The 23,455-nt window shown below is 59.8% G+C and carries 24 protein-coding genes; 15 read left to right on the top strand and 9 right to left on the bottom strand.

Features of this window, described 5'->3' with window-relative positions; translation table 11 throughout:
• The first annotated feature begins 6 nt into the window (after positions 1-6).
• Together BM229_RS10395 and BM229_RS10390 are read left to right on the top strand one after the other, a co-directional pair.
• Positions 7-1,230: a class I SAM-dependent RNA methyltransferase gene (locus BM229_RS10395; RefSeq protein WP_093927576.1), complete on the top strand. Its 1,224-nt coding sequence runs from the start codon at positions 7-9 to the stop codon at positions 1,228-1,230.
• 114 nt (positions 1,231-1,344) lie between these two features.
• A complete protein-coding gene (locus BM229_RS10390) occupies positions 1,345-1,842 on the top strand; it encodes a L,D-transpeptidase family protein (protein WP_093927575.1) in 498 nt (165 codons plus the stop codon).
• A 67-nt stretch (positions 1,843-1,909) separates the two neighbouring features.
• On the opposite strand, the gene dalA is transcribed toward BM229_RS10390, so the two are convergent.
• A complete protein-coding gene (dalA, locus tag BM229_RS10385) occupies positions 1,910-2,407 on the bottom strand; it encodes a divisome-associated lipoprotein DalA (RefSeq protein WP_093927574.1) in 498 nt (165 codons plus the stop codon).
• 167 nt (positions 2,408-2,574) lie between these two features.
• Between dalA and BM229_RS10380 the strand changes: the two genes are divergently transcribed.
• Both BM229_RS10380 and BM229_RS10375 read left to right on the top strand, forming a co-directional pair.
• Positions 2,575-3,186 carry a L,D-transpeptidase gene (locus BM229_RS10380; protein WP_093927573.1) on the top strand — a complete coding sequence of 204 codons (612 nt, stop codon included), beginning with the start codon at positions 2,575-2,577 and terminating at the stop codon, positions 3,184-3,186.
• A gap of 141 nt (positions 3,187-3,327) precedes the next feature.
• On the top strand, positions 3,328-3,510 hold the full coding sequence (locus tag BM229_RS10375; protein WP_067261136.1) for a hypothetical protein: 183 nt from the start codon (positions 3,328-3,330) through the stop codon (positions 3,508-3,510).
• Between the two features lie 104 nt (positions 3,511-3,614).
• Here BM229_RS10375 and hemH read toward each other — a convergent pair whose 3' ends face one another.
• Together hemH and BM229_RS10365 are read right to left on the bottom strand one after the other, a co-directional pair.
• The gene (gene hemH, locus BM229_RS10370) at positions 3,615-4,673 is read right to left on the bottom strand and encodes a ferrochelatase (protein ID WP_093927572.1); all 1,059 of its coding nucleotides are present in this window, start codon (positions 4,671-4,673) and stop codon (positions 3,615-3,617) included.
• Positions 4,674-4,726: 53 nt separating this feature from the next.
• A complete protein-coding gene (locus tag BM229_RS10365) occupies positions 4,727-5,545 on the bottom strand; it encodes a methyltransferase domain-containing protein (RefSeq protein WP_167360231.1) in 819 nt (272 codons plus the stop codon).
• A 14-nt stretch (positions 5,546-5,559) separates the two neighbouring features.
• Here BM229_RS10365 and BM229_RS10360 point away from each other — a divergent pair, with 14 nt between their 5' ends.
• From BM229_RS10360 to BM229_RS10345, 4 genes are read left to right on the top strand one after another with little or no spacing between them, the layout of a single operon-like run.
• Positions 5,560-6,291 carry a ComF family protein gene (locus BM229_RS10360; protein WP_093927570.1) on the top strand — a complete coding sequence of 244 codons (732 nt, stop codon included), beginning with the start codon at positions 5,560-5,562 and terminating at the stop codon, positions 6,289-6,291.
• Positions 6,292-6,328: 37 nt separating this feature from the next.
• Positions 6,329-6,589, top strand: coding sequence for a glutaredoxin 3 (gene grxC, locus BM229_RS10355; protein ID WP_067265371.1), 261 nt, complete (start codon positions 6,329-6,331; stop codon positions 6,587-6,589).
• Positions 6,586-7,416, top strand: a complete 831-nt coding sequence (locus BM229_RS10350) for a carbon-nitrogen hydrolase family protein (protein WP_093927569.1) — start codon at positions 6,586-6,588, stop codon at positions 7,414-7,416. Before grxC ends, BM229_RS10350 begins: the two co-directional genes overlap by 4 nt.
• Before the next feature lie 11 nt (positions 7,417-7,427).
• The gene (locus BM229_RS10345; RefSeq protein WP_067627893.1) at positions 7,428-7,868 is read left to right on the top strand and encodes a MarR family winged helix-turn-helix transcriptional regulator; all 441 of its coding nucleotides are present in this window, start codon (positions 7,428-7,430) and stop codon (positions 7,866-7,868) included.
• Here BM229_RS10345 and ubiG read toward each other — a convergent pair.
• On the bottom strand, positions 7,843-8,601 hold the full coding sequence (ubiG, locus tag BM229_RS10340; RefSeq protein WP_093927568.1) for a bifunctional 2-polyprenyl-6-hydroxyphenol methylase/3-demethylubiquinol 3-O-methyltransferase UbiG: 759 nt from the start codon (positions 8,599-8,601) through the stop codon (positions 7,843-7,845). The genes BM229_RS10345 and ubiG overlap by 26 nt on opposite strands.
• A 48-nt stretch (positions 8,602-8,649) precedes the next feature.
• Between ubiG and pip the strand changes: the two genes are divergently transcribed.
• The 6 genes from pip (at position 8,650) to infB (ending at position 15,958) form a co-directional block, all read left to right on the top strand.
• Positions 8,650-9,621 carry a prolyl aminopeptidase gene (pip, locus tag BM229_RS10335; RefSeq protein ID WP_093927567.1) on the top strand — a complete coding sequence of 324 codons (972 nt, stop codon included), beginning with the start codon at positions 8,650-8,652 and terminating at the stop codon, positions 9,619-9,621.
• Positions 9,618-10,481: an ABC transporter substrate-binding protein gene (locus BM229_RS10330; RefSeq protein WP_093927566.1), complete on the top strand. Its 864-nt coding sequence runs from the start codon at positions 9,618-9,620 to the stop codon at positions 10,479-10,481. Before pip ends, BM229_RS10330 begins: the two co-directional genes overlap by 4 nt.
• 151 nt (positions 10,482-10,632) lie before the next feature.
• On the top strand, positions 10,633-11,211 hold the full coding sequence (gene rimP, locus BM229_RS10325; RefSeq protein ID WP_093927565.1) for a ribosome maturation factor RimP: 579 nt from the start codon (positions 10,633-10,635) through the stop codon (positions 11,209-11,211).
• The gene (nusA, locus tag BM229_RS10320) at positions 11,211-12,839 is read left to right on the top strand and encodes a transcription termination factor NusA (RefSeq protein ID WP_093927564.1); all 1,629 of its coding nucleotides are present in this window, start codon (positions 11,211-11,213) and stop codon (positions 12,837-12,839) included. The genes rimP and nusA overlap by 1 nt, the downstream gene beginning before the upstream one ends.
• A gap of 20 nt (positions 12,840-12,859) precedes the next feature.
• A complete protein-coding gene (locus BM229_RS10315) occupies positions 12,860-13,480 on the top strand; it encodes an RNA-binding protein (protein WP_093927563.1) in 621 nt (206 codons plus the stop codon).
• Between the two features lie 9 nt (positions 13,481-13,489).
• The gene (gene infB / locus BM229_RS10310; RefSeq protein WP_093927562.1) at positions 13,490-15,958 is read left to right on the top strand and encodes a translation initiation factor IF-2; all 2,469 of its coding nucleotides are present in this window, start codon (positions 13,490-13,492) and stop codon (positions 15,956-15,958) included.
• 9 nt (positions 15,959-15,967) lie between these two features.
• On the opposite strand, the gene BM229_RS10305 is transcribed toward infB, so the two are convergent.
• The 5 genes from BM229_RS10305 to BM229_RS10285 all read right to left on the bottom strand — a co-directional run bounded on the left by BM229_RS10305 (position 15,968) and on the right by BM229_RS10285 (position 20,490).
• A complete protein-coding gene (locus BM229_RS10305; protein ID WP_093927561.1) occupies positions 15,968-16,774 on the bottom strand; it encodes a metallophosphoesterase family protein in 807 nt (268 codons plus the stop codon).
• Complete coding sequence (locus BM229_RS10300) at positions 16,771-17,688, bottom strand: diacylglycerol/lipid kinase family protein (RefSeq protein WP_093927560.1); 918 nt, start codon at positions 17,686-17,688, stop codon at positions 16,771-16,773. Before BM229_RS10300 ends, BM229_RS10305 begins: the two co-directional genes overlap by 4 nt.
• Before the next feature lie 320 nt (positions 17,689-18,008).
• A complete protein-coding gene (mutT, locus tag BM229_RS10295) occupies positions 18,009-18,407 on the bottom strand; it encodes an 8-oxo-dGTP diphosphatase MutT (RefSeq protein WP_093927559.1) in 399 nt (132 codons plus the stop codon).
• A 4-nt stretch (positions 18,408-18,411) separates the two neighbouring features.
• Positions 18,412-19,638 carry a bifunctional glutamate N-acetyltransferase/amino-acid acetyltransferase ArgJ gene (gene argJ, locus BM229_RS10290; protein ID WP_093927558.1) on the bottom strand — a complete coding sequence of 409 codons (1,227 nt, stop codon included), beginning with the start codon at positions 19,636-19,638 and terminating at the stop codon, positions 18,412-18,414.
• A gap of 3 nt (positions 19,639-19,641) precedes the next feature.
• A complete protein-coding gene (locus BM229_RS10285) occupies positions 19,642-20,490 on the bottom strand; it encodes a peptidylprolyl isomerase (protein WP_093927557.1) in 849 nt (282 codons plus the stop codon).
• Between the two features lie 173 nt (positions 20,491-20,663).
• Here BM229_RS10285 and secA point away from each other — a divergent pair, with 173 nt between their 5' ends.
• Positions 20,664-23,366: a preprotein translocase subunit SecA gene (secA, locus tag BM229_RS10280; protein WP_093927556.1), complete on the top strand. Its 2,703-nt coding sequence runs from the start codon at positions 20,664-20,666 to the stop codon at positions 23,364-23,366.
• The last annotated feature ends 89 nt before the right edge of the window (positions 23,367-23,455 follow it).

Here is a 23,455-nt window from a genome sequence, read left to right as displayed (position 1 = left end):
CAGGCTATGACAGAACATGAAATCTTGCGTCTCGGCCACCACGGCGATGGCATCGCCGAAGGTCCGATCTTTGCCCCGATGACCCTACCGGGGGAAACCGTCACCGGCGTTGTCGAGGGGCAGCAGCTTCGCGATGTGCGGATCGCCACCCCCTCCGACCAGCGGGTCGCGCCGCCCTGTCGCCATTTCAAATCCTGCGGCGGCTGCCAGTTGCAGCATGCCGCGGATGATTTCGTGGCGGCTTGGAAGGTCGATGTGGTGCGCAATGCGCTTTCGGCTCATGGGTTAGAGACAGAATTTCGCCCCATCCAAACCTCCCCCGCGCAATCGCGCCGCCGGGCCACCTTTGCCGCGCGCCGCACGAAAAAGGGCGCCATGGCGGGGTTCCATGGCCGCGCTTCTGACGTGTTGATCGAGGTGCCGGGCTGTCAGCTGGTCGACCCCGCGCTGTTGCCCGGTCTGAAAGTGGCCGAGGAATTGGCGCTGATCGGCACCAGCCGGAAAGCCGAATTGGCCGTCACAGTGACGCTTTCAGAAGAGGGGCTTGATGTATCTGTCGCCAATGGCAAACCGCTCGACGGGCCGCTGAGGCAGCAGTTGGCGCAGACCTGTGAGGCTTTGGCGCTGGCACGGCTGACTTGGGATGGCGAGGTGATCGCGATGCGTGCGCCGCCCGCGCAGCGCTTTGGCAGCGCAGCGGTCACGCCCCCGCCGGGCGCGTTTTTGCAAGCCACCCGCCATGGCGAAGCGGCCCTGCGCGACGCCGTCGTAGATGCCGTGGGGCAGGCCGAGACCGTGGCGGACCTGTTCGCAGGCTGCGGCACCTTCGCTTTGCCACTGGCGCAAAAGGCGCGGGTTCATGCGGTTGAGGGCGATGCCGAGATGATCGCCGCGCTTGAGGGCGGCTGGCGTCGGGCCAAGGGGGCCAAACCGCTCACCGTTCAGACACGCGATCTGTTCCGCCGTCCGCTCTTGCCGGATGAATTGGCCAAGATCGACGCCGTTGTGCTGGACCCGCCTCGCGCCGGGGCCGAGGCGCAGGTGGCCGAGATTATCCGTGCCGGGGTGCCGCGCGTGGCCTATGTTTCGTGCAACCCGGTCAGCTTTGCCCGCGATGTGCAAAACATGGTGGCGGCAGGGTATCGGCTGGACTGGGTGCAGGTTGTGGATCAGTTTCGCTGGTCGTCGCATGTGGAGCTTGCCGCCTGCCTGACACTGCCGGAAGGTTAGGCAAAGGGGCTGCATTTGGCTCGGCTCATCACCTCTTTTTGAATGAAATTAATCCCTCATTGTGGTAGCTCAGGTAAAAAGGGCCGGAATGGCCGGGGCTTTGAGGGCACAGTGATGAAGCGCAGGACAATGATACTTGGCGGCACCGCTATGGTGGCGCTTGGTGCGTGCAGCAGCAGTAAATTTAAACGATACAACGGTCCCGAAGTGACCTATGTGGTTGTGAACAAAAGCCAACGTCGCATGATGTTGTTGCATCATAACCGCGTGCTGGAGGACTATCCGATCAAGCTGGGCTTCGCTCCGGTTGGTCACAAGACCTTTGAGGGGGACGGGCGCACGCCCGAAGGGCTGTACCGAATCGACCGCCGCAATCCGAACAGCCGGTTCCATCTTTCAATTGGTATCGATTACCCGAACCAGTTGGATACCGAATATGCACGTTCGATGGGCAAGAGCCCCGGCGGCGACATCTTTATTCACGGGCAGAAAGACCCGCGGAAGAAGGAAAAGCACGATTGGACTTGGGGCTGTATCGCCGTCACCAACAAAGAGATCGAAGATGTCTATGCGATGGTGCGCGATGGCACGCCGATCCTGATCACACCTTGATCAAAGGCTAGGTAGAAACGACACCGGCCCCCGCAGGGGCCGGATAAGCTGATTGTTCAGCGAAAGATCAGTTGCCGACGACCAGCGTCCACCAGATCTTGCCACCGTTTTCCTGATACCAAGAGAAACCCATCTGGCGGCCATCGGGCGCCATCAAGATGCGGCGGGTGTCTGGCTGCTCCATCCAAGCGGCGAGGGTCTCAAGCTCGGTCTCATAGGTTTCCGAGATCACTTCGCCAACCAGACCGCCGGTATAGCCAACGCGTTGGATACGGTCGATTGGCGACGATCCATCAGAGCCGAAGTGCCATGGCCGGTTTTGCACCGACATATCGCGCGAGTGTGTCGCGGCGGCGGCGTTCAGTTTGGCATCCAGCGCCAAGGGCGTGACCCCAGCAGAGCTGCGCAGCGCATTCACCGAGTCGAGCATGCGGAATTGGATTGTACCCGCGTCGGAACGGCTGATGCGGTAGGAACCGCCGGCTTTGCCACCGGTCGTGCTGGACGGGGCACAGGCAGACAGCGCAACCGTCAGCGCCAGCAGGATGGACAGGATACGGATCATATGAGCGCTCCACGCAATGAAATTTTTTCTGCCTTACATCGGGGTGCGTTGCAGTTCAAACGCACATAGGCGTGAGTCTGCCATCAAACAGCGGTTTCAATTGAAACTGCGACTTTCAAGCCATATATGTGGCATTAATTAGCATAATTTCAGTTTGGAGACGCTCCATGTCCGCTCACCGTTTTTCGTTTCAGAGCCGTCGTGGCTTCCTTGCTGGCAGTGCTGCGATGCTTGCCACCCCGGCACTGGCGCAAGATACCTCTTCTTTTAACTCAGACGCGACCACCGAAGCAGAGCGCGATTTGACTGAATCGGTCAAGCGCAATGTCTCTAGCTTCCGCATGTTGGATTGGCGGCCTTATTTCAGCGACACGCGCAACGGCGCGGTGCTGGTAGATATTGACAGCCGCGCGGTGCATTACTGGTCCGAAGATCAAAGCGTTTACAAGCTTTACCCTTCGTCCGTGCCCCTGACCGAAGACCTGACCCGTCGTGGCCGTACCCGGATCATCAAGAAAGTAGAGGGGCCAAGCTGGCGCCCGACGCCTTCGATGCTGAAGCGTAATCCCGAGTGGCCGCCCTATGTTGGCCCCGGCCCGGACAACCCCTTGGGCTCCCACGCGCTATACCTCAGCTGGACCTATTATCGTATCCACGGAACCCACGACACAAGAAAAATTGGACGTAAGTCTTCCAATGGTTGCATCGGGCTCTATAACGAACATATCGCCGAACTTTTTGCCTTCACAAAGGTCGGCACCCAAGTGTTGCTTATTTGACGACATTTTCCTGATTCCTTGATGCAATAGCTGATTCCGGGTTTGCAAACTTTTGCCGATACTGTTTAGAACGGAGTCACGAGGTAAGTCTTGGGCGCGTGTATGTACATGATACTGCACGCCTATTCTGGAGGTTATGTTATGAAGAAACTCGTTCTCGCCGCTGCTCTGTCCGCTGCTGCATCGACTGCTTTTGCTGGTTCGCTGGCCGAGCCAATCGTCGAAGCACCGGTCATCGTGGAAGAAACAACAGGTTCGTCCTCGGGCATCCTGGTTCCCCTGATCCTGTTGGCACTGGTTGCCGCAGCTGTTGCTTCCGACTAATCGGAACTGACGATCAAACGGAAAAGGCGGTGCAGTGCACCGCCTTTTTTGTATTCTGCGTATGGTTTTGAAAAAGGGGCCGCCGCAGCGACCCCCGGATCGGCTTAGACCCAACCGGCTAGATTTTCGCTGATGATCGTGGTCAGTGCCTCGATATGCGCGTCATCATCGTTAAGGCATGGGATATAGGTGAAATCCTCGCCGCCCGCCTCTTCAAAGCTCTCCTTGATCTCTTCGTTGATCTCTTCCAGCGTTTCGATGCAATCCGCCGAAAAGGCAGGCGCGCAGACGGCGATGCTTTTCTTGCCAGCTTTGGCCTGACGGGCGACCTCTTCAACCGTGTAAGGCTGCAACCATTCTTCGGGGCCGAATTGCGATTGGAAGGTCGTCATGATCTCGCTGTCCTGCCAGCCCAAACGCTCTTTCAACAGGCGCGTCGTTTTCTGGCATTGGCAATGATAGGGGTCACCCTCCATCAAATAGCGCTGCGGCAAACCGTGGTAGGAGCAGACCAGCAGGTCGGGCTTTTTGTCCTTCGCGGCATAGGCACGCTCAACCGATTGCGCCAGCGCTTCGATATAGTCGGGCCGGTCAAAATAAGGCGCGACCGTACGCGAGGCAGGCTGCCATTTCTCTTTGGCCAATGCAGCAAAGAAAGCGTCATTCGCCGTTGCGGTCGTGGCCCCGGCGTATTGCGGATAAAGCGGGAAAAACAGGATCTTTTGGCATCCTGCGGCAACCATCGCTTCGACCTTGGACTGGGTCGATGGATTGCCATAGCGCATGGCGTAATCGACCATCACATCCGTGCCGTAACGCGCCTGCAGCGCCGCCTTGATCTTGGCGGTTTGCGACTTGGTTATCGTCGCCAACGGGCTTTCGTTCTCGGCCTCGTTCCAGATTGATTTATAGGCCGCGCCGCTGGTGAAGGGGCGTTTGGTCAGGATCACCGTCTGCAACAGCGGCTGCCATTTCCACGGGCTGTAGTCGATCACCCGGCGGTCCGAGAGGAACTCGCTCAGGTAGCGGCGCATCGACCAATAGTCATAGCCGTCCGGCGTGCCGAGGTTGGCGAGCAGAACGCCAACCTTGGGACGCGGGACTTTGGGGTGATCGCTGGGGCCGTGTTGGGGTCGGGCCGTCTCGGGCTGGGGTGCCTGCATGGGGTTTCCTCGCACATATGATCCGCGCAGAGATAGCCGCTTTGCAGATTGGGTCAATCGGGGAGGGGTTCCTCGCGACTATTCAGCGCATCTGCCAGCCGTTGCTGCGCCGAACCGGGGCGCAGCGGTTTCTGCTGGCTTTCATCCGGTGCCCACCCGGCGAGGAAGATCATGTCAAAGGTCGCGGTGATCCGGCCCGAGGGAGCGGTGAAATGCGTGGCATAGAGCTCTGCCGCGCGGGTCAGGACCGCGCGACCAGTGGGGCGGCGCAGACGTGCTTGCAAAGCGTTGGTTTCCCCCATCTCGCGCAGGTCGCGCATCAGGGCCCAAGCGTTTTCGTATTCCACGGTCAGCGGCTGGCTGTCGGCCACCGGCAGCGCCAGTCCGGAACGTTGCAACAGCGCGCCAAGGTCGCGCAGTTCCCCCATCGGGGCGATGCGCGGGGAGAGGCCGCCGGTCACTTCGGCTTCGGCTTGGCCAAGACAGGCGCGCAATTCATGCAGGGTCTGCCCGCCAAGCGCCACGGCGTGCAACAGCCCATCGGGCCGCAGCGCACGGCGGCATTGGATCAGCTGGCCGATCGGATCATTCGCCCAGTGCAAACCCATAGCGTGGATCACCAGATCATGAGCCTGCGGTTCTAGCGCCAGCACATCGGCTTCGGGGATAATCTTGGCCTCGGGGAAGGATGCCGCCCAGACCTGCGGGAACGCTGTCACGATGGCTGGCGCGGTAAACGCTTTCTTAACCAATCCCACCCGATCCTGAACCTCATCGGCGGCTGCCTGTTGCAGGAACATGCCCCGCGCCGTTGCGCGGGCGCGACGATGGGTGAGGGCCTTGGGGTCGGTCAAGGTGGGCTGTGCTGTCATGGGGAACACATAGAATGCCGGCACGGGGACTTCAAACAGCGCTCTCATTAATTTACCCGCCGCGCTGTCTGGGCTGTGGCGGGGTGGTGGACGCAGACTTTGGCCTCTGCGGCGCCTGCTGGCGCGACACGGCCTTCATCGGGGGAACGGTCTGCGATGCCTGCGGGCTGCCCCTGCCGGGCGGCGGGGACGTGGGTTCACCCCATTGTGATGCCTGTCTTGCCACGCCGCGGCCTTGGGCGCAGGGGCGCACGGCGCTCATCTACCGCGATATGGGGCGCAGGCTGGTTCTGGCGCTGAAACATAGCGACCGGCAAGAGATCGCCCGCCCCGCCGCGCGCTGGATGGCGCATGCGGCGCAGGGCATCCTGCCGCATGAAGCGCTCATCGCGCCGGTGCCGCTGCATTGGCTGCGCTTACTGAAACGGCGTTACAATCAATCGGCTCTACTGGCCAAGGCGCTGTCGGCGGAAACCGGGCATCGCTGGTGTCCCGATCTGTTGCAGCGGGTCCGGCATACGCCCTCGTTGGAGGGTTTGGGCCGTGCAGCCCGGTATCGGGTGTTGGAACAGGCGATCCGCGTGCATCCGCGGCGGCGGCACCGTATCATAACGCGACCGGTGATCTTGGTGGACGATGTCTTTACCTCCGGCGCCACATTGACCGCCTGCACGCAGGCTTGTCTGGCCGCCGGGTCCGGCCCCGTTTTCGTGCTGGCACTGGCGCGCGTGGCCAAAGAGACCTAGATCACTGTGCAACGTTAACTGTTCAAAGGGTGATCCTATGCAACCTGTCGAAATCTACACGTCGCCGCTCTGCGGTTTTTGCCATTCCGCCAAACGCCTGCTGACCCAAAAGGGCGCAGCCTTTGATGAGGTCGACGTGCTGTCGGAGCCAGAGCGCAAGAAAGAGATGATCCAGCGTGCTGGCGGTGCCCGGACCGTGCCGCAGATTTTTATCGGCGATGTGCATGTCGGTGGATGCGATGAGCTTTATGCGCTGGACCGTGCCGGCAAGCTGGATGCATTGCTGAGCGACAGATGAAAATCGCGCTGCTGCAACTCAACGTCTCGGACGACCCCGCCGCCAATCTGGTCAAGACCCGCGCCCTGCTGGGCGAGGCGGTGGCGGGCGGGGCCGAGTTTGTCCTGACCCCCGAGGTGACGAATTGCGTCAGCACCAGCCGATCCCATCAACAGTCGGTGCTGGCCTATGAGGAAGACGATGCCACCCTCGCGGCCCTGCGCGAAGAGGCGGCGAAGGCGGGCATCTGGCTGCTGATCGGCTCACTCGCGCTCAAGACGCGGGGCGGCGATGGGCGTTTTGCCAATCGGTCTTTCCTGATCTCCCCTCAGGGAGAGGTCGTGGCCCGCTACGACAAGATCCATATGTTCGACGTGGATATCAGCGCGACCGAGACCTACCGCGAATCCGCAGGTTATCGCCCCGGTGATAAGGCTGTGGTGGCTGAGACGCCCTTTGCCAAGATCGGCATGTCGGTTTGCTATGACATGCGTTTTCCGGCGCTTTACCAGGCGCTCACCGAAGCCGGAGCGCAGATCTTGACGATGCCTGCCGCCTTCTCTCCGGTTACCGGGGCTGCGCATTGGCATAGCCTGTTGCGGGCGCGAGCGATTGAGAATGGCTGCTATGTGTTGGCCCCGGCGCAGACCGGCACGCACGCCAGTGCCGAGCACAAAACCCGCGATACCTATGGGCATTCGCTGGTTGTGGCCCCTTGGGGGGAGATCGTGCTTGATGCCGGGACGGCCCCCGGCGTTTACTTTTGTGACATGGACATGGAAGAATGTGACAAGGCCCGCGCCAAAGTGCCCAGCCTTGCCAACCGCCGCCCCTTTGCCGCGCCCTGACCGGACCGAAAATGACCGACGATAAAAATACACTTGCGATCATGCTGTTCGGTGAATTGCTGGCCGCCGATCAACAGGTGCGCAGCCGCCTCACGCGGGTTCTGCCGCGCGGGATGGAGATCTCGCATTTTTCGGTGCTGAACTCTCTGTCGTGGCACGGCGGCGAACGCTCGCCCGCGCAATTGGCCGAGACATTCAACGTCACGCGCGGGGCAATGACCAATACGCTAAGCAAACTGGAATGGGCCGGTTATGTGCATATCCGCCCCGATTGGGACGATGCGCGGCGCAAAATGGTCGCGATCAGCCCTGCCGGGCGGCAGGCACGGGATGCGGCGGTGAATGCGATCACGCCGATGATCTCGAACGTGGTGGATGATCTGGGCGAAGAGCAGGTCCGCGCCACGCTGCCGATCCTGCGCGCGCTCAGACGTCAGTTGAGCCAGGGTTGAGGCTGGCGGTCACGTAGTTCACGCTCAGATCCCGATCCGACAGACGCCAAGACCATGCGACGGGATTAAAGACGAACCCCTTGCGGTCAACAGGCTCCAATCCGGCGCGGTTCAGCAGGTCAAAAAGTTCATCCGGCGTGATAAACTTGTTCCAGTCATGTGTGCCCTTGGGCAGCCAGCGCATCACATGTTCTGCGCCCACAATCGCCATCATAAAGGACTTTGGATTTCGGTTCAGGGTCGAACAGATGTGCAGCCCGCCGGGTTTCAGAAGGCGGCGGCAGGCGATCAGGTAGTCGATGGGGGAGGCAACGTGTTCGACGACCTCCATATTGAGCACCACATCGAATTTCTCACCCGCCTCGGCCAAGGCTTCGGCGGTGGTGTGGCGGTAATCAATCTCCAGCCCCGACTGTTGCGCGTGGATTTGCGCAACGGGGATATTGCCCGCCGCCGCATCCGCGCCGACCACCTCGGCCCCCAGCCGCGCCATCGGTTCCGAGAGCAGCCCACCGCCGCACCCAATGTCGAGAATGCGCAGACCCTTAAACGGCGCGTCGACAGTTAGATCACGGTCAAACTCGCCCGCGATTTGGCTGGTGATGTAATCCAACCGGCAGGGGTTCAGCATGTGCAGCGGCTTGAACTTGCCGTTCAGATCCCACCATTCGGCGGCCATCGCCTCGAATTTGGCGATCTCGGCGGGGTCGATGGTTGATTGATCCGCTTGCATTCTGATCTCCCTGTGCTCTTTTGGGTTCAATGACTATATAGGGCGGCAATGGACAAGTATCCCGACCAAAAACGCGACGCAGCGCATCTTTATCCGCCGGTTGAGCCTTTCGACCAGCGGATGTTGTCTGTGGGGCAGGGGCATCAGGTCTATGTCGAACAATGCGGCAACCCCGATGGTATCCCCGTTGTCGTGCTACATGGCGGCCCCGGCGGCGGTTGTAGCCCGGCGATGCGGCGTTATTTCGACCCAAAGATTTACCGCGTGGTACTGTTTGACCAGCGCGGCTGCGGGCGCTCTACCCCGCATGCCTCGGTCACGGACAACACGACATGGCATCTTGTCGCGGATATCGAGCTGATTCGCAGCACACTCGGCATCGACAAATGGATGGTTTTTGGCGGTTCTTGGGGGGCGACGCTGGCGCTGATCTATGCCCAAGCGCATCCAGAGGCCGTGCGTCATCTGATCCTGCGCGGCGTGTTCCTGATGACGCAGGCCGAGCTTGATTGGTTCTACGGCGGCGGGGCCGGGCGGTTCTGGCCCGAGCTTTGGGCGCGTTTCGTGAACCTGATACCCGAAGATGAGCGTGACGATCTGATTGCGGCCTATCACCGGCGGCTGTTCTCGGGTGATCTGCGGGTCGAGCAGGACTATGGCCGCGCCTGGGCGGCTTGGGAAAACGCGCTGGCCTCGGTGCAGTCCGATGGCGTTTCGCATGGCGGGCCATCGGCCTATGCGCGGGCCTTCTCGCGGTTGGAGAACCATTACTTCACTAACAACGGATTTTTGGAGTTCGACGGTCAGATCCTCGAACATATGGGCCGCATCGCGCATATCCCGGGGGTCATCGTGCAGGGGCGTTACGACATGATCTGCCCCCCTTCGGGCGCTTACGCGCTGGCCGAGCGCTGGCCCAATGCCGATCTGCGGATGATCCGCAACGCGGGTCACGCCCTGTCAGAGCCGGGGATCAGTACAGAATTGGTGCGGACCATGGATAGGATTGGTCAGCGATGAGCGGGCGCAACTCTCTGCTGGATCGTCGGGCGCTTTTCACCACCGGTGCGGCGGCGGCTTTGCTGGCCGCGACAGGTGCGGGCGCCGGAGAGCCACCCCGGCGCGGGGGGCGTCTGCGGCTGGCGCTTTCAGGTGCCACGCGAGAGGACACTTGGGTCCACGGCGAGGGGCTTTTTATGCAGGTCGCACGTCAGGGCATGATCTTTGACACGCTGACCGAAGTGGCGGGCAACGGCATCCTTAAAGGGGAGTTGGCGACCGGCTGGCAAGCGAGCGAGGGTGCGCGACAGTGGCGGTTTGATCTCCGGCCCGATGTGCGGTTTCACGACGGCAGCCCGCTGACTGCCCGCGATGTTGTGGCCAGTCTGCAAAGCCTACTGCCTCAAACTGAGATTTCCGCGCAGGGTGCCCTGCATGTGCAGATCACCCTGCCCCAAGCGAATCCCGGTCTGCCGCTGCTGCTGGCGCAATCGCGCTATGTGATCCGCCCCGCCCATGCCCCTGAGGCGGGGATCGGCACCGGGCTTTACCGTCTGCGGCGCTTTTCCGCCGGGCGTCAGGTTTTGGCCGAGCGGGTGGAGAGCCATTACAAAGACGGCACCGCCGGATGGTTCGATACGGTCGAGCTTGTCTCGATCCCCGCGCGGGACGTGCGCGCGCAGGCATTGAGCGAAAGGCTTGTTGATGCAGCGGATTTACCCGCGCGGCCCCGCTACCGCGACCGGGGCGATGTGACCCTTCAGTCCGATAGCGCCGGCGGGGTCAGCGCCCTGTCGGGTGATCTGCGCCAGCCGCCGAACCCCGGACGCCAAGCGCCGATGGACAACCTGCGCGCGCCCGAGCGGTGGTGGTTCGGCTGAGAGGGGTTGCAGTTTCAGGCTTTCCGGCCTATATCCCATTTCAACAGCGGCGCTTTCGGGTCCAAACCGAAGGCTCCACCGATCTTGAACACGGGCCGCGCGCCCGTTTTTTTATGCCTGAACGAAACTGCCAGATTAAATTGGATGTCTCATGTCGAACGACCTGATTGCCAAAGCTGCCATTGACCGCCGTCTGGCCGAGATCATTACCCCGGTGATCGAGGACATGGGCTTTGAACTGGTGCGCGTCCGCCTGATGTCGGGCAAGTCCACCATCCTGCAAGTCATGGCCGACCGGCCTGATGGCGGGATCGAAGTGGACGAATGCGCCAAGATTTCGCAGGCCATCGGCGCGGTTCTGGATGTCGAAGATCCAATCCTTGACGAATACGCGCTTGAGGTTTCCAGCCCCGGCATCGATCGTCCGCTGACGCGGCTTAAGGATTTCGACGCTTTCGGAGGCTATGAGGCCAAGATCGAAACCACCGAACTGATCGACGGCCGCCGCCGCTTTAAGGGCGAGTTGGCAGGCGTCGAGGGTGGCGAAGTGCTGATCAACGTCGAAGAAGGCACCATCGGCCTCCAGTTCGACTGGCTCAGCGATGCCAAGCTGGTGCTGACCGACGACCTGATCAAAGAAATGCTCCGCCAGCGCAAAGCGTCCGGCGCAATCGACGAAAACGAATTTGATGATATCGAGACTGAAGAGTCTGCTGAGGGAGACACCTAATGGCCATTACATCTGCAAACCAGCTTGAGCTGTTGCAAACCGCCGAGGCGGTGGCGCGCGAGAAGATGATCGACCCCGGTCTGGTCGTCGAAGCGATGGAAGAATCCCTCGCCCGTGCCGCCAAGTCCCGCTACGGCGCGGAAATGGACATCCGGGTCGACATCGACCGCAAGACCGGCAAAGCGACATTTACCCGCGTTCGCACCGTGGTCGAGGATGATGAGCTTGAGAATTATCAGGCTGAGTTCACCGTCGATCAGGCCAAGCAGTATATGGCTGACCCCAAGGTCGGCGATACTTACGTCGAAGAAGTGCCCCCGGTTGAGATGGGCCGGATTGCGGCGCAGTCGGCCAAACAGGTGATTTTGCAGAAGGTCCGCGAAGCTGAGCGTGACCGCCAGTTCGAAGAGTTCAAAGACCGCGCCGGTACAATCATCAACGGTCTGGTCAAGCGCGAGGAATACGGCAACGTCATCGTCGATGTGGGCGCTGGCGAAGCGATCCTGCGTCGGAACGAAAAGATCGGCCGCGAGAGCTATCGCCCGAACGACCGTATCCGCGTCTACATCAAAGACGTGCGTCGCGAGCAGCGTGGTCCGCAGATTTTCCTGAGCCGCACCGCGCCTGAGTTCATGGCCGAACTGTTCAAGATGGAAGTGCCGGAAATCTATGACGGCATCATCGAGATCAAGGCGGTCGCCCGCGACCCCGGTTCGCGCGCCAAGATTGCTGTGATTTCGCATGACGGCTCCATCGACCCTGTCGGTGCCTGCGTTGGTATGCGCGGCTCCCGCGTTCAGGCCGTCGTGAACGAGCTTCAGGGCGAGAAGATCGACATCATTCCGTGGAACGAAGACCAGCCGACCTTCCTTGTGAACGCGCTTCAGCCTGCTGAAGTGTCGAAAGTGGTTCTGGACGAAGAAGCCGGCAAGATCGAAGTCGTCGTGCCCGAAGAGCAGTTGTCGCTTGCGATTGGCCGCCGTGGTCAAAACGTGCGTCTGGCCAGCCAGCTGACCGGCCTCGATATTGACATCATGACCGAAGAGCAGGAAAGCCAGCGCCGTCAGGCCGAGTTCGAACTGCGCACCAAGCTGTTCATGGACAACCTCGATCTGGACGAATTCTTTGCCCAGTTGCTGGTTTCCGAAGGTTTCACCAACCTCGAAGAAGTGGCCTACGTCGAAGTCGACGAGTTGCTGGTCATCGACGGTGTCGACGAAGACACCGCTGGCGAGTTGCAGGCCCGTGCCCGTGATGTGCTTGAGGCGCAGAACAAAGCGGCGCTTGATAACGCCCGCGCCTTGGGTGTCGAAGACAGCCTGGTTGAATTTGAGGGTCTGACCCCCCAAATGTTAGAAGCGCTGGCAAAAGACGATGTAAAGACCTTGGAAGATTTCGCCACCTGTGCCGATTGGGAACTGGCTGGCGGCTGGACCACGGTCAACGGCGAGCGTGTTAAGGACGATGGTGCGCTTGAGCCCTTTGAGGTCAGCCTTGAAGACGCCCAAGCTATGATCATGACCGCCCGTGTCATGCTGGGCTGGGTCGACCCGACCGAGCTTGAAGCCGACGCGGACGAAGACGACGTAGAAACAGACGGCGAGAACGCCGAGGAGGCCGAGGCCTAATCGGGCCTCGGGGGTTGCACATGGGACGCGGTGGCGCTTCGAATGACCAGCAGACTGGTCCAGAACGCAAGTGCATTGCCACGGGCGACGTGCAGCCAAAACACGGGTTGATCCGTTTTGTGATCGGCCCGGACAATCAGGTTTACCCGGATATTTTGGGTAAACTGCCGGGCCGGGGCATTTATGTCTCGGCTGACCGTGCCGCGCTGGAACTTGCGGTAAAGAAAAAGGCCTTTGCTCGGTCGGCGAAACAGCCGGTCACGCTGCCAGACGGGTTGATCGACGAAGTCGAACAACAATTGGCGCGCCGGGTGGTGGACTTGATCTCGCTCCAGCGCAAGGCAGGCAAGGCGGTCGCCGGCTACGAAAAGGTCAAGGGTTGGTTGCAAACCGAAGAGGCCGAAGTATTGATACAGGCCGTAGACGGGTCAGGGCGCGGTAAGTCCAAGCTGAGCACCCCTCATTACGGTCACTACATCGGTTGGTTGACAGCCGATGAATTGGGTTTGGCATTCGGTCGCCAAACTGTGATACATGGGGCGCTCGCCTCTGGCGGACTCACGCAACGTGTTGTAGAGGAAGCCGGACGACTTAAAGGCGTGCGCGTAAACGAGGGTGGCAGCGGCCATCCGAAAGGATAGACGAGCTTCATGAGCGATAGTGACGGCAAGAAAACATTGGGTCTGCGCGGCGGCGCACGTCCGGGGAATGTAAAGCAAAGCTTTAGCCACGGGCGGACCAAGAACGTTGTGGTCGAAACCAAGCGCAAGCGTGTTGTGGTGCCCAAGCCGGGTGGCCAGAAACCAACCGGGCCGGGTGCCGGGCCGATTGGGGATCCCAAGAAACGTCCCGCAGGCATCACCGATGCCGAGATGGAGCGTCGTCTGAAAGCTGTTCAGGCTGCCAAAGCCCGTGAGGTTGAGGAAGCCGCAGCACGTGAGGCCGAGGAAAAGGCCCGCGCCGAAGAGCGTGAGCGCCGCCGGGCCGAGATTGAAGCCAAAGAACGCGAAGAGCGTGAGCGCGAGGAAAGCCTTAAGGCGAAAGCCGAGGAAGACGCGCGCCGCAAAGCAGAGGCCGAAGCGGCTGCTGCTGCTCCTGCGCCAGAACCTGCCGCCGCGCGTGAGCCGGGCAACAAGCCCATGCCCGCCGCAACGCCGCGCAAAACCACAGAGCGTGACCGCGACGAAACCAAGAAGCGTAGCAAGGGTGGCGACAGCCGCCGTTCTGGTAAGCTGACAGTGAACCAAGCCCTCAACGGTGGTGAAGGTGGCCGTCAGCGTTCCATGGCGCAGATGAAGCGCAAACAAGAGCGTGCGCGTCAAAAAGCCATGGGTGGTCAGGTTGAGCGCGAGAAGATTGTGCGCAACGTCAATCTGCCCCCGGCAATTGTTGTATCCGAGCTTGCCAACCGTATGGCCGAAAAGACTGGCGCTGTTGTAAAAGCGTTGATGCAGAACGGCATGATGGTCACGCAGAATGAAACCATCGACGCGGATACCGCTGAACTCATCATCGAAGAGTTTGGCCACAAGGTTGTGCGCGTCAGCGACTCTGATGTCGAAGATGTCATCAAAGAGATCGTAGACAAGCCCGAAGACCTGCAAGGTCGTCCACCTGTGATCACGATCATGGGCCACGTTGACCACGGTAAAACATCGCTGCTCGACGCGATCCGTAATGCGAAAGTGGTTGCTGGCGAAGCCGGCGGGATCACCCAGCACATCGGTGCCTATCAGGTCACGACAGACAATGGTGCGGTGCTGTCCTTCCTCGACACACCCGGCCACGCGGCCTTTACCTCCATGCGTTCGCGCGGTGCTCAGGTAACAGATATCGTGGTTCTGGTGGTCGCGGCGGATGACGCCGTGATGCCGCAGACGATCGAAGCGATTGCCCACGCGAAAGCGGCCAAAGTGCCGATGATCGTGGCGATCAACAAGATCGATAAGCCTGCTGCGAACCCTGATAAGGTCCGGACGGATCTGCTTCAGCACGAAGTCATCGTCGAAAAGATGTCTGGCGATGTGCAGGATGTCGAAGTCTCGGCCGCAACGGGCCAAGGTCTGGACGAGTTGCTCGAAGCGATTGCGCTGCAGTCCGAAATCCTCGAACTGAAGGCGAACCCAGATCGGGCCGCTGTGGGTGCGGTGATCGAAGCGCAGCTTGATGTGGGCCGCGGCCCTGTTGCGACTGTTCTGGTTCAGAACGGCACGCTGCGTCAGGGTGATATCTTTGTTGTGGGTGAGCAGTACGGTAAGGTCCGTGCGCTGATCAATGACCAAGGCGAGCGCGTCAAAGAAGCAGGTCCTTCGGTACCGGTTGAGGTGCTTGGCATCAACGGCACGCCAGAGGCCGGTGACGTTCTGAACGTCACTGAAACCGAAGCGCAGGCCCGCGAAATCGCTGAATACCGCGCCAACGCAGCCAAGGACAAACGTGCCGCTGCTGGCGCTGCGACGACGCTGGAACAGCTTATGGCCAATGCCAAGGCGAACGAAGACGTCAGCGAGTTGCCGATCTTGGTCAAAGCCGACGTGCAAGGCTCTGCCGAAGCGATCGTTCAGGCGATGGAGAAAATCGGCAACGACGAAGTCCGCGTTCGGGTTCTGCACTCCGGTGTGGGCGCGATCACCGAGACGGATGTCGGTCTGGCCGAAGCTTCCGGCGCACCGATCATGGGCTTCAACGTCCGCGCCAACGCCTCGGCGCGGAACACGGCAAACCAGAAGGGCGTCGAAATCCGCTACTACTCGGTCATCTATGACCTTGTGGATGACGTCAAAGCGGCTGCAAGCGGCCTGCTCAGCGCCGAGATCAAAGAAAACTTCATTGGCTATGCCAACATCAAAGAAGTCTTCAAGGTCACCGGTGTGGGTAAAGTTGCGGGCTGTCTGGTCACCGAAGGCGTCGCTCGACGCAGCGCCGGTGTGCGTCTGCTGCGCGACAACGTCGTGATCCACGAAGGTACGCTGAAAACGCTCAAGCGCTTCAAAGACGAAGTGCCTGAAGTCCAGTCCGGGCAGGAGTGCGGCATGGCGTTTGAGAACTACGATGACATCCGTCCCGACGATGTGATCGAGATCTTCGAGCGCGAAGAAGTGACCCGCACATTGGCCTAAGCCAAGCGTTTAGACGACGAATTCTCCAGAGGCCCGGTCAAATTGCCGGGCCTCTGCTTTTGTGAATGCCTTTTTGCTATCGTCAAAGCTGATCCGAGCGAGATTGACGTGCAGGGGCGAGATATCAATCAGGTTAAAATCATTCGGCTCGCCACGCTGCCTAGAGGAAAGGCTGGTGCCAGCATGAAGCTGGATCGCGAGATGCCCGTCATGTTCAGGTGCGGGGTGGGCAAAGGTGCCTGCGTGCCAGATGTGCAGATGGCCCGACAGGATCAGGTCAGCGCCGCAGTCCAGCAGCCGCCGTAAGGCGCGTTGTGCGCCCGGAATCGGCCGCTTCTTTGTCTCGGTCGGGTGGTCTAGTGGATGGTGGCACACAGCAATGCGCATGGCGTCTTTCCCCCCGCCTGACAGCGCACGACAGGCGCGACGCAGCCGATGAAGGCCGAGTTTCCCGGTTTGCCATTTAAATCTGTCGACCGTGTTGATCCCGACAGCGATGAAATCCGCGCCCTGATGTACCGGAGTCAGATCGCGAGCGATCCAACGACGGTAATACCGCCACGGCATCAGAAACCGCGTGAACGGGCGATGCAGTGGAATATCGTGATTGCCCGGTACGCTTAAAACTGGCGCATTGATGCGATCAATAAACGCCCGCGCCGCACGATACTCCTTTTCCCGCGCCCGTTGTGTCAGGTCTCCTGAAATGATAACCAAGTCGGGATCATAGCCGTTCACCGCGTTCAGCAGCGGGGTCAAAAGGTCGGGGCGATCCTTGCCAAAATGTAGGTCGGATAGATGGATCAAACGGCTCATCTCACGGCCTCCTTCGCAGCAATGGGTACGTAAATATGGATGGGCGACGCCGCACGGGTAAGGCGGTAAGGGCCTTTTATAATTGAAACCTCTCCGTCCCGCGCGACATAGCGTTTGCGCTGTTTCATGCGGATATCGATTTCTGACCCGCAGAGCATTTCATAATCGGTATGGGGTTTGGCCAACCCAGTAGCCAAGGCGATGGCGTGGCGCAGCAGACCAAAGCGGTAGGTGTCAGGGGCGACCAGCAGCACCATGTCACCGCGTGCGATGCAATCTTTGCCATCAAGCCCCATCTGATCTAATTGGAAGGCATTGTTTACCGCAAAGACCAATGGGGTGCGCAGTGTGTTTTCCTCGCCGTCTACGACAATGGTTAGCTTTAGCGTTGTTCGGAAATCGATCAATGCCTTGATGACAGACCAATAAGCGGCGATCCTGCTGCGGCCCCAACGACGATAGATCCCTTCACGTGTTTTGAGGATCGCGGGATATGCGCCGATGCTCGCGTTGTTGAGGAACGTTTCTCCATTTATCGTGGCTACATGCGCCGGGCGGCTTTCCCCACTGGCGATCAGGTCTACCGCACGATCAAGGTCTTCGGGGATGCCCATAGAGCGTGCAAAGTAATTAAAAGTGCCCTGTGGAATGATCCCGAGCGGCCGATCTTGGTCTACCATCGCCGAGGTCACGCCCGAGATGGTGCCATCACCGCCGGCGACGGCAATGATGCCATCGCCCCTAGACAGCGCCTGATGCGCTGCACTTTTGGGATCATTACGCTTGTCGATATGAATAAATTCAGCCGTGATACCGTGTCGCGCAAATGCGTTTCGGATCGTTGTTTCGGCTTGGTCACCGTTTTGACGGCCTGAACCGCGGTTCAGAATGACAATTGCGCGCTGCGATGACATAATTTTCCCTACCACATGGTAAGGTAAAACGCGCCGGAACGCCTATTCGTTCACTCTGATAGGCGTTCCGTTGTGATTTTCTTAGACTGGCGTGCCTTCGAAAATCTTTCCGTCAACTTGGACGGCCATGCGGCCCCCAGCTAACATTCTTACAAAAATACCCTGAACGTAAATGGAACTTCCGATAGTGATTGTTTTCAGCATGTCGGCACCCTTTCATACAGATGTTACAAGTCTGCCTCAGTATGGTGCGCTAGTGGTTAAATATTTCGCAACATGCCGAGCTAGAGTAATTACTAGGGCATTTTTGCAACGATCCGCTAGAGCCAGTCACGCAGAGTTGATATAAGCGGCACGTCTGCTTCGGGCATGGGATAGGCGCGCATTTCGTTTGGGCGCACCCATTTCAACGTCTGCCCCTCACGTGAAACAGGCGTTCCGCCCCATTTCCGACAAGCGAAAAGCGGCATCAGAAGATGAAAATCACTATAGCTATGACTGGCAAAGGTCAGTGGGGCGAGGCAGGATTCCCACGTCTCGATCCCCAGTTCTTCGTGCAGTTCCCGGATCAGCGCCGCTTCGGGTGTTTCTCCGGGGTCGATCTTGCCGCCCGGAAACTCCCATAGGCCAGCCATGGGCTTGCCTTCGGGCCGCTGGGCCAGAAGGACGCGACCGTCGACGTCGATCAACGCGGCGGCAGAGACGAGCACTGTTTTCATCGGTTCAAGACCGGTAATCGGCGTTGATGTCGATGTAGCCGTGGGTCAGGTCGCAGGTCCAGACCGTGCAAGCGCCTTCGCCGAGGCCTAGGTCAACGCCGATCACGATATTCTCGCCCTTCATATGCGCGGCGGCGTCATCCTCTGAATAATCAGGACTGCGCCAGCCGTCTCGTGCGACTTCAACATCGCCGAACCGGATCGACAGGCGGTCGCGGTCTGCTGCGGCACCCGATTTGCCGATGGCCATCACGACGCGGCCCCAGTTAGGGTCTTGTCCAGCGATGGCAGTTTTGATCAGCGGAGAGTTCGCGATGGCCATGGCGTGAACCTTGGCTTCGGTATCGTTCGACGCACCCGTCACGGCCACTTCGACGAACTTTTGTGCCCCTTCGCCGTCTTTGACGACCTGATGCGCCAGATCAAGCATCACATCGCGCAGCGCTGCGTCAAAGTCTTCGTTGTCGGATACATCGACGCCGGATGCTCCCGTAGCGGCCATAATCAGCGCGTCTGACGTTGATGTGTCGCTATCAACTGTGATGCAGTTGAACGTCGTCTCTGTATGGGTCGACAGGCGCTGTTGCAGTTTGTCTTGGGAGATAAGAGCGTCAGTAAAGATATAGACCAGCATGGTGGCCATATCAGGGGCAATCATGCCCGATCCTTTGGCGATACCGGCGATTGAAACCGTTTTGCCGTCAATCTCGAGCTTGGCGCTCGCGCCTTTAGGGAAAGTGTCGGTGGTCATGATCGCCCGCGCGGCGTCTTCGATGCCTGCAGGGTCAAGTTTCGCGTGAAGGTCCCCCAATACGGCAGTGATACGCTCATGGGGCAGGGGTTCACCGATGACGCCGGTGGAGGAGGTGAAGACTCGCGATTGCGGCACACCGCAGGCTTCGGCAGCGGCGGCGGTGATCGCCTCAACCGCGTCGGTGCCGCCGCGCCCGGTAAAGGCGTTGGCATTGCCGGAGTTCACGACGATGGCGGCGCCCTCATCTGAGGCGCCGCCGATTTTTGCCTGGCAGTCCAGCACCGGGGCCGCACGGGTGGCAGAGCGTGTGAACGCCCCCGCCACAGCACTGCCCGGCGCCAGTTTCGCCAACATCACGTCGGTGCGGCCTTGATAGCGCACGCCAGCGGCGATGGTGGCAAATGTCACGCCGTCGATGACCGGCAGTTCAGGGAAACGGGCCGGGGCGAGCGGCGAGACAGCCAGTGATTTAGCCATGAGTTAGTTCAGCCATTCAGTGTTTTTGAGAACAGTAGGGTCGATGCCTTCGGCGGCGCTGCGGTCAACCTCGGCGGCTTCGGTCAGGCTTTCGATGGCATCCTGCACTTTGGTCTGGCGCACTTGGGTCTCAAGCTCTTCACGCACATCTTCCAGCGCGGGCGCTTCGGCGGTGCGGGTCTCGTTCAGCTTGATGACATGCCAGCCAAACTGGGTTTCCACGGGATCAGACACGCTGCCGGCTTCCATGCCAGCCACGGCCTCTTCAAAGGCGGGAACCATCATGCCGGGGCCGAACCAACCGAGCGAACCGCCACCGGGGCCGGAGGGGCCGGTCGATTTCTCTTTGGCGATTTCGGCAAAGTCCGCACCGCCGTCGAGTTCAGCCTTGATCGCGTCGGCTTCTTCCTTGGTTTCGACAAGGATGTGCGAGGCGTTGAATTCCTGCTCACGCTCGGCGTCTTTGTACTGCGCGTCATAGGCGGCTTGCAGTTCTTCGTCGCTGACATCTTCGGCCATCACGCCTTCGATCGCCTCACCTGCGGTGAGCGAACGGGTTTCGTTTTCGATCGACAAGGTCACGCGTGGCGGCAATTCGCCGGTAAAGCTGTCGGCGAGGGCTGTCTGCTGCACAAGCTGGTCAAGGATGCCTTTGAACAGCACGTCATCGGGCAACTGCTGATACTGCTGGGGCAGGGTGGCACGTGCTACGAGCATATGCCCAAGCGTGATCTCGGTGTCGTTGACTGTGGCAACAACCGTGTCGACACCCGGTTCGTCTTGGGCGGCTACAGGCAGCGCCACAGCGGCGGCAAGCGCCAAAGACGACAGAAAAGTGAGGGGTTTTTGCATGGTTGGGTCCAATCGCTTCCTTCGTAGCAGGGCTGCTACATTGACAGTGTATGGCACGCCCCTTACATCGCCTTATGGCGCTGAGAGGCGCGGGCTCATCCACTATCTATGGGCTGCCATGGCGCTCGGCAACCAGATCGGCGCAAGACACCATAACTTCGGCGGGAGATTACATGCTGGGTATCGGAACAATCGCCAAAAAGGTCTTTGGCACGCCAAACGACCGGAAGATCAAGGCGACCCGTCCGCTTGTGGCACGGATCAATGCGCTGGAGCCTGAGTTTGAAAAGCTGAGCGACGAAGAGATCAAGGCGCGCACGGAAGAACTAGCCAAACGCGCAAATGCGGGTGAAAGCCTTGACGATCTGCTGCCTGAGGCTTTTGCCAACTGCCGGGAAGCGGCCCGCCGCACCCTTGGCTTGCGGGCTTTCGACACGCAGCTTTTGGGCGGGATTTTCCTGCATCAGGGCAATATCGCCGAACAAAAGACAGGTGAAGGCAAGACCCTGACTGCGACTTTCGCAGCCTACCTCAACGGGCTCACGCATAAAGGTGTGCATGTGGTAACGGTGAACGAATACCTTGCCAAACGTGACGCCGAATGGATGAGCAAAGTATTTGGCGCCTTGGGACTGACCACCGGGGTCGCTTATTCCGGCATGCCCGAAGACCAGAAGCGCGCGGCCTATGCCTGCGACATCACCTATGCCACCAACAACGAGTTGGGTTTCGACTACCTGCGCGACAACATGAAATCGAACCTGTCGGACATGCTGCAACACGGGCATAACTTTGCCATCGTGGACGAAGTCGACAGCATTCTGATCGACGAAGCGCGGACGCCGCTGATCATCTCCGGCCCCTCGCAGGATCGTTCTGAGATGTATCAGATCATCGACACGCTGATCCCCTCGTTGACCGAAGAGCATTACGAGCTCGACGAGAAAACCCGCAACGTGACCTTCACCGATGAGGGCAATGAGTTCCTCGAAGAGCAGTTGCGCGCCCGTGATCTGATCGAAGAGGGGATGACCCTTTATGATCCCGAAAGCACGACCATCGTGCACCACGTCAACCAAGGTCTGCGTGCGCATAAACTGTTCCAGCGCGACAAAGACTACATCGTCCGCGATGGCGCTGTGACGTTGATCGACGAATTCACCGGTCGCATGATGCCGGGCCGCCGCCTGTCGGATGGCCTGCACCAAGCGATTGAAGCCAAAGAGGGCGTCGACATCCAGCCCGAGAACGTGACCCTCGCAAGCGTTACTTTCCAGAACTACTTCCGTCTTTACGACAAGCTGGGCGGCATGACCGGCACGGCCCTGACCGAAGCCGAGGAATTCGCCGAGATCTACGGTCTTGGCGTTGTCGAAGTGCCGACCAACGTGCCGATTGCCCGTGTCGACGAAGACGACGCCGTTTACCGCACCGCGCGCGAGAAATACGAGGCGATGATTGAAAAGGTGAAGGAGGCCCACGCCAAGGGTCAGCCCTGCCTTGTCGGCACCACCTCGATCGAAAAGTCCGAACAGCTGAGCGCTATGCTGACGGCCGATGGGATCGCGCATAATGTGCTTAACGCCCGCCAGCACGAGCAAGAAGCACAGATCATCGCCGATGCTGGTAAGCTGGGTGCCGTGACCATCGCCACCAACATGGCGGGTCGCGGCACCGACATCCAGCTGGGCGGCAACGTTGAGTTGAAAGTGTTGGATGCACTGGACGCTGACCCCGAAGCTGACCCGGCGAACATCCGTGCCCAGATCGAGGCGCAGCACGCCGAGGAAAAACAGAAGGTGCTAGAGGCCGGTGGTCTCTACGTTCTGGCGTCTGAGCGTCACGAGAGCCGCCGCATCGACAACCAGCTACGCGGCCGTTCGGGCCGTCAGGGCGATCCGGGCCGCACCTCTTTCTTCCTGTCGCTTGAAGATGATCTGATGCGCATCTTCGGCTCGGAACGGCTCGAGAAAGTGCTGACCACGCTCGGCCTCAAAGAAGGCGAAGCGATTGTGCACCCTTGGGTAAACAAGTCGCTTGAGCGCGCGCAGGCGAAGGTCGAAGGTCGCAACTTTGACATCCGTAAGCAGTTGTTGAAGTTCGACGATGTGATGAACGAGCAGCGCAAAGTCATCTTTGGCCAGCGCCGCGAGATCATGGAGGCGGAGAACCTTAATGAGATCGTCACAGACATGCGCGAGCAGGTGATCGACGATTTGATCGACACCTATATGCCGCCCAAGACCTACGCCGATCAGTGGGACACCCAAGGTTTCTATGCCGCGGTGATCGAACAGCTGAACGTCGACGTGCCGATCATCGCATGGTGTGAAGAAGATGGCGTGGATGACGAAGTGATCCGCGAGCGTCTGATGAAAGCCACCGATGAGCTGATGGCCAAAAAGGCCGAGGCCTTTGGCGAAGAGAACATGCGCAACATCGAGAAACAGTTGCTGTTGCAGGCCATCGACACCAAATGGCGCGACCACCTGCTGACGCTGGAGCATCTGCGCTCGGTCGTGGGCTTTCGCAGCTACGCGCAGCGCGATCCGCTGAACGAGTACAAGAACGAAGCATTCCAACTGTTTGAGACGATGCTCGACAGTCTGCGGCAGGACGTGACCCAGAAGCTGGGCCAAATCCAACCGATGAGCGAAGAGCAGCGCCGCGAGATGATGCAGGAAATGGCTGACCGTCAGGCCGCGATGCAAGCCGCCGCGACCGAGGCTGCCGATGAGGCATCTGAGCAGGCAGAGGCTGCCGCACCGGGCTTTGATGAGAATGATCCGTCCACATGGGGCAACCCAGGCCGGAACGATCTCTGCCCCTGTGGCTCGGGCAAAAAGTTCAAACATTGCCACGGCGAAATCAAATAGGTCCGCCACCTTTTCGCCCATAACTTGGCTTTTCAGGGCCATACCCCGGCCCTGATCCTAGCCCATAAAGTCTCCAACGAATCCGTTCA

The sequence above is a fragment of the Sulfitobacter dubius genome (assembly GCF_900113435.1).
Lineage (GTDB): Bacteria > Pseudomonadota > Alphaproteobacteria > Rhodobacterales > Rhodobacteraceae > Sulfitobacter > Sulfitobacter dubius.
This window is presented reverse-complemented; position numbering and strand designations above follow the sequence as displayed.

Excerpts from the sequence above, each read along its gene's own strand:
- BM229_RS10375 (WP_067261136.1), top strand. The coding sequence starts at position 3,328 with ATGAAGAAACTCGTTCTCGCCGCTGCTCTGTCCGCTGCTGCATCGACT.
- argJ (WP_093927558.1), bottom strand. The coding sequence starts at position 19,638 with ATGGCTAAATCACTGGCTGTCTCGCCGCTCGCCCCGGCCCGTTTCCCT.
- BM229_RS10330 (WP_093927566.1), top strand. The coding sequence starts at position 9,618 with ATGAGCGGGCGCAACTCTCTGCTGGATCGTCGGGCGCTTTTCACCACC.
- BM229_RS10360 (WP_093927570.1), top strand. The coding sequence starts at position 5,560 with ATGCCGGCACGGGGACTTCAAACAGCGCTCTCATTAATTTACCCGCCG.
- BM229_RS10315 (WP_093927563.1), top strand. The coding sequence starts at position 12,860 with ATGGGACGCGGTGGCGCTTCGAATGACCAGCAGACTGGTCCAGAACGC.
- BM229_RS10305 (WP_093927561.1), bottom strand. The coding sequence starts at position 16,774 with ATGAGCCGTTTGATCCATCTATCCGACCTACATTTTGGCAAGGATCGC.
- BM229_RS10285 (WP_093927557.1), bottom strand. The coding sequence starts at position 20,490 with ATGCAAAAACCCCTCACTTTTCTGTCGTCTTTGGCGCTTGCCGCCGCT.
- BM229_RS10395 (WP_093927576.1), top strand. The coding sequence starts at position 7 with ATGACAGAACATGAAATCTTGCGTCTCGGCCACCACGGCGATGGCATC.
- secA (WP_093927556.1), top strand. The coding sequence starts at position 20,664 with ATGCTGGGTATCGGAACAATCGCCAAAAAGGTCTTTGGCACGCCAAAC.
- grxC (WP_067265371.1), top strand. The coding sequence starts at position 6,329 with ATGCAACCTGTCGAAATCTACACGTCGCCGCTCTGCGGTTTTTGCCAT.
- BM229_RS10350 (WP_093927569.1), top strand. The coding sequence starts at position 6,586 with ATGAAAATCGCGCTGCTGCAACTCAACGTCTCGGACGACCCCGCCGCC.
- mutT (WP_093927559.1), bottom strand. The coding sequence starts at position 18,407 with ATGAAAACAGTGCTCGTCTCTGCCGCCGCGTTGATCGACGTCGACGGT.
- pip (WP_093927567.1), top strand. The coding sequence starts at position 8,650 with ATGGACAAGTATCCCGACCAAAAACGCGACGCAGCGCATCTTTATCCG.
- dalA (WP_093927574.1), bottom strand. The coding sequence starts at position 2,407 with ATGATCCGTATCCTGTCCATCCTGCTGGCGCTGACGGTTGCGCTGTCT.
- BM229_RS10365 (WP_167360231.1), bottom strand. The coding sequence starts at position 5,545 with ATGACAGCACAGCCCACCTTGACCGACCCCAAGGCCCTCACCCATCGT.
- infB (WP_093927562.1), top strand. The coding sequence starts at position 13,490 with ATGAGCGATAGTGACGGCAAGAAAACATTGGGTCTGCGCGGCGGCGCA.
- BM229_RS10300 (WP_093927560.1), bottom strand. The coding sequence starts at position 17,688 with ATGTCATCGCAGCGCGCAATTGTCATTCTGAACCGCGGTTCAGGCCGT.
- ubiG (WP_093927568.1), bottom strand. The coding sequence starts at position 8,601 with ATGCAAGCGGATCAATCAACCATCGACCCCGCCGAGATCGCCAAATTC.
- BM229_RS10390 (WP_093927575.1), top strand. The coding sequence starts at position 1,345 with ATGAAGCGCAGGACAATGATACTTGGCGGCACCGCTATGGTGGCGCTT.
- nusA (WP_093927564.1), top strand. The coding sequence starts at position 11,211 with ATGGCCATTACATCTGCAAACCAGCTTGAGCTGTTGCAAACCGCCGAG.
- hemH (WP_093927572.1), bottom strand. The coding sequence starts at position 4,673 with ATGCAGGCACCCCAGCCCGAGACGGCCCGACCCCAACACGGCCCCAGC.
- BM229_RS10345 (WP_067627893.1), top strand. The coding sequence starts at position 7,428 with ATGACCGACGATAAAAATACACTTGCGATCATGCTGTTCGGTGAATTG.
- BM229_RS10380 (WP_093927573.1), top strand. The coding sequence starts at position 2,575 with ATGTCCGCTCACCGTTTTTCGTTTCAGAGCCGTCGTGGCTTCCTTGCT.
- rimP (WP_093927565.1), top strand. The coding sequence starts at position 10,633 with ATGTCGAACGACCTGATTGCCAAAGCTGCCATTGACCGCCGTCTGGCC.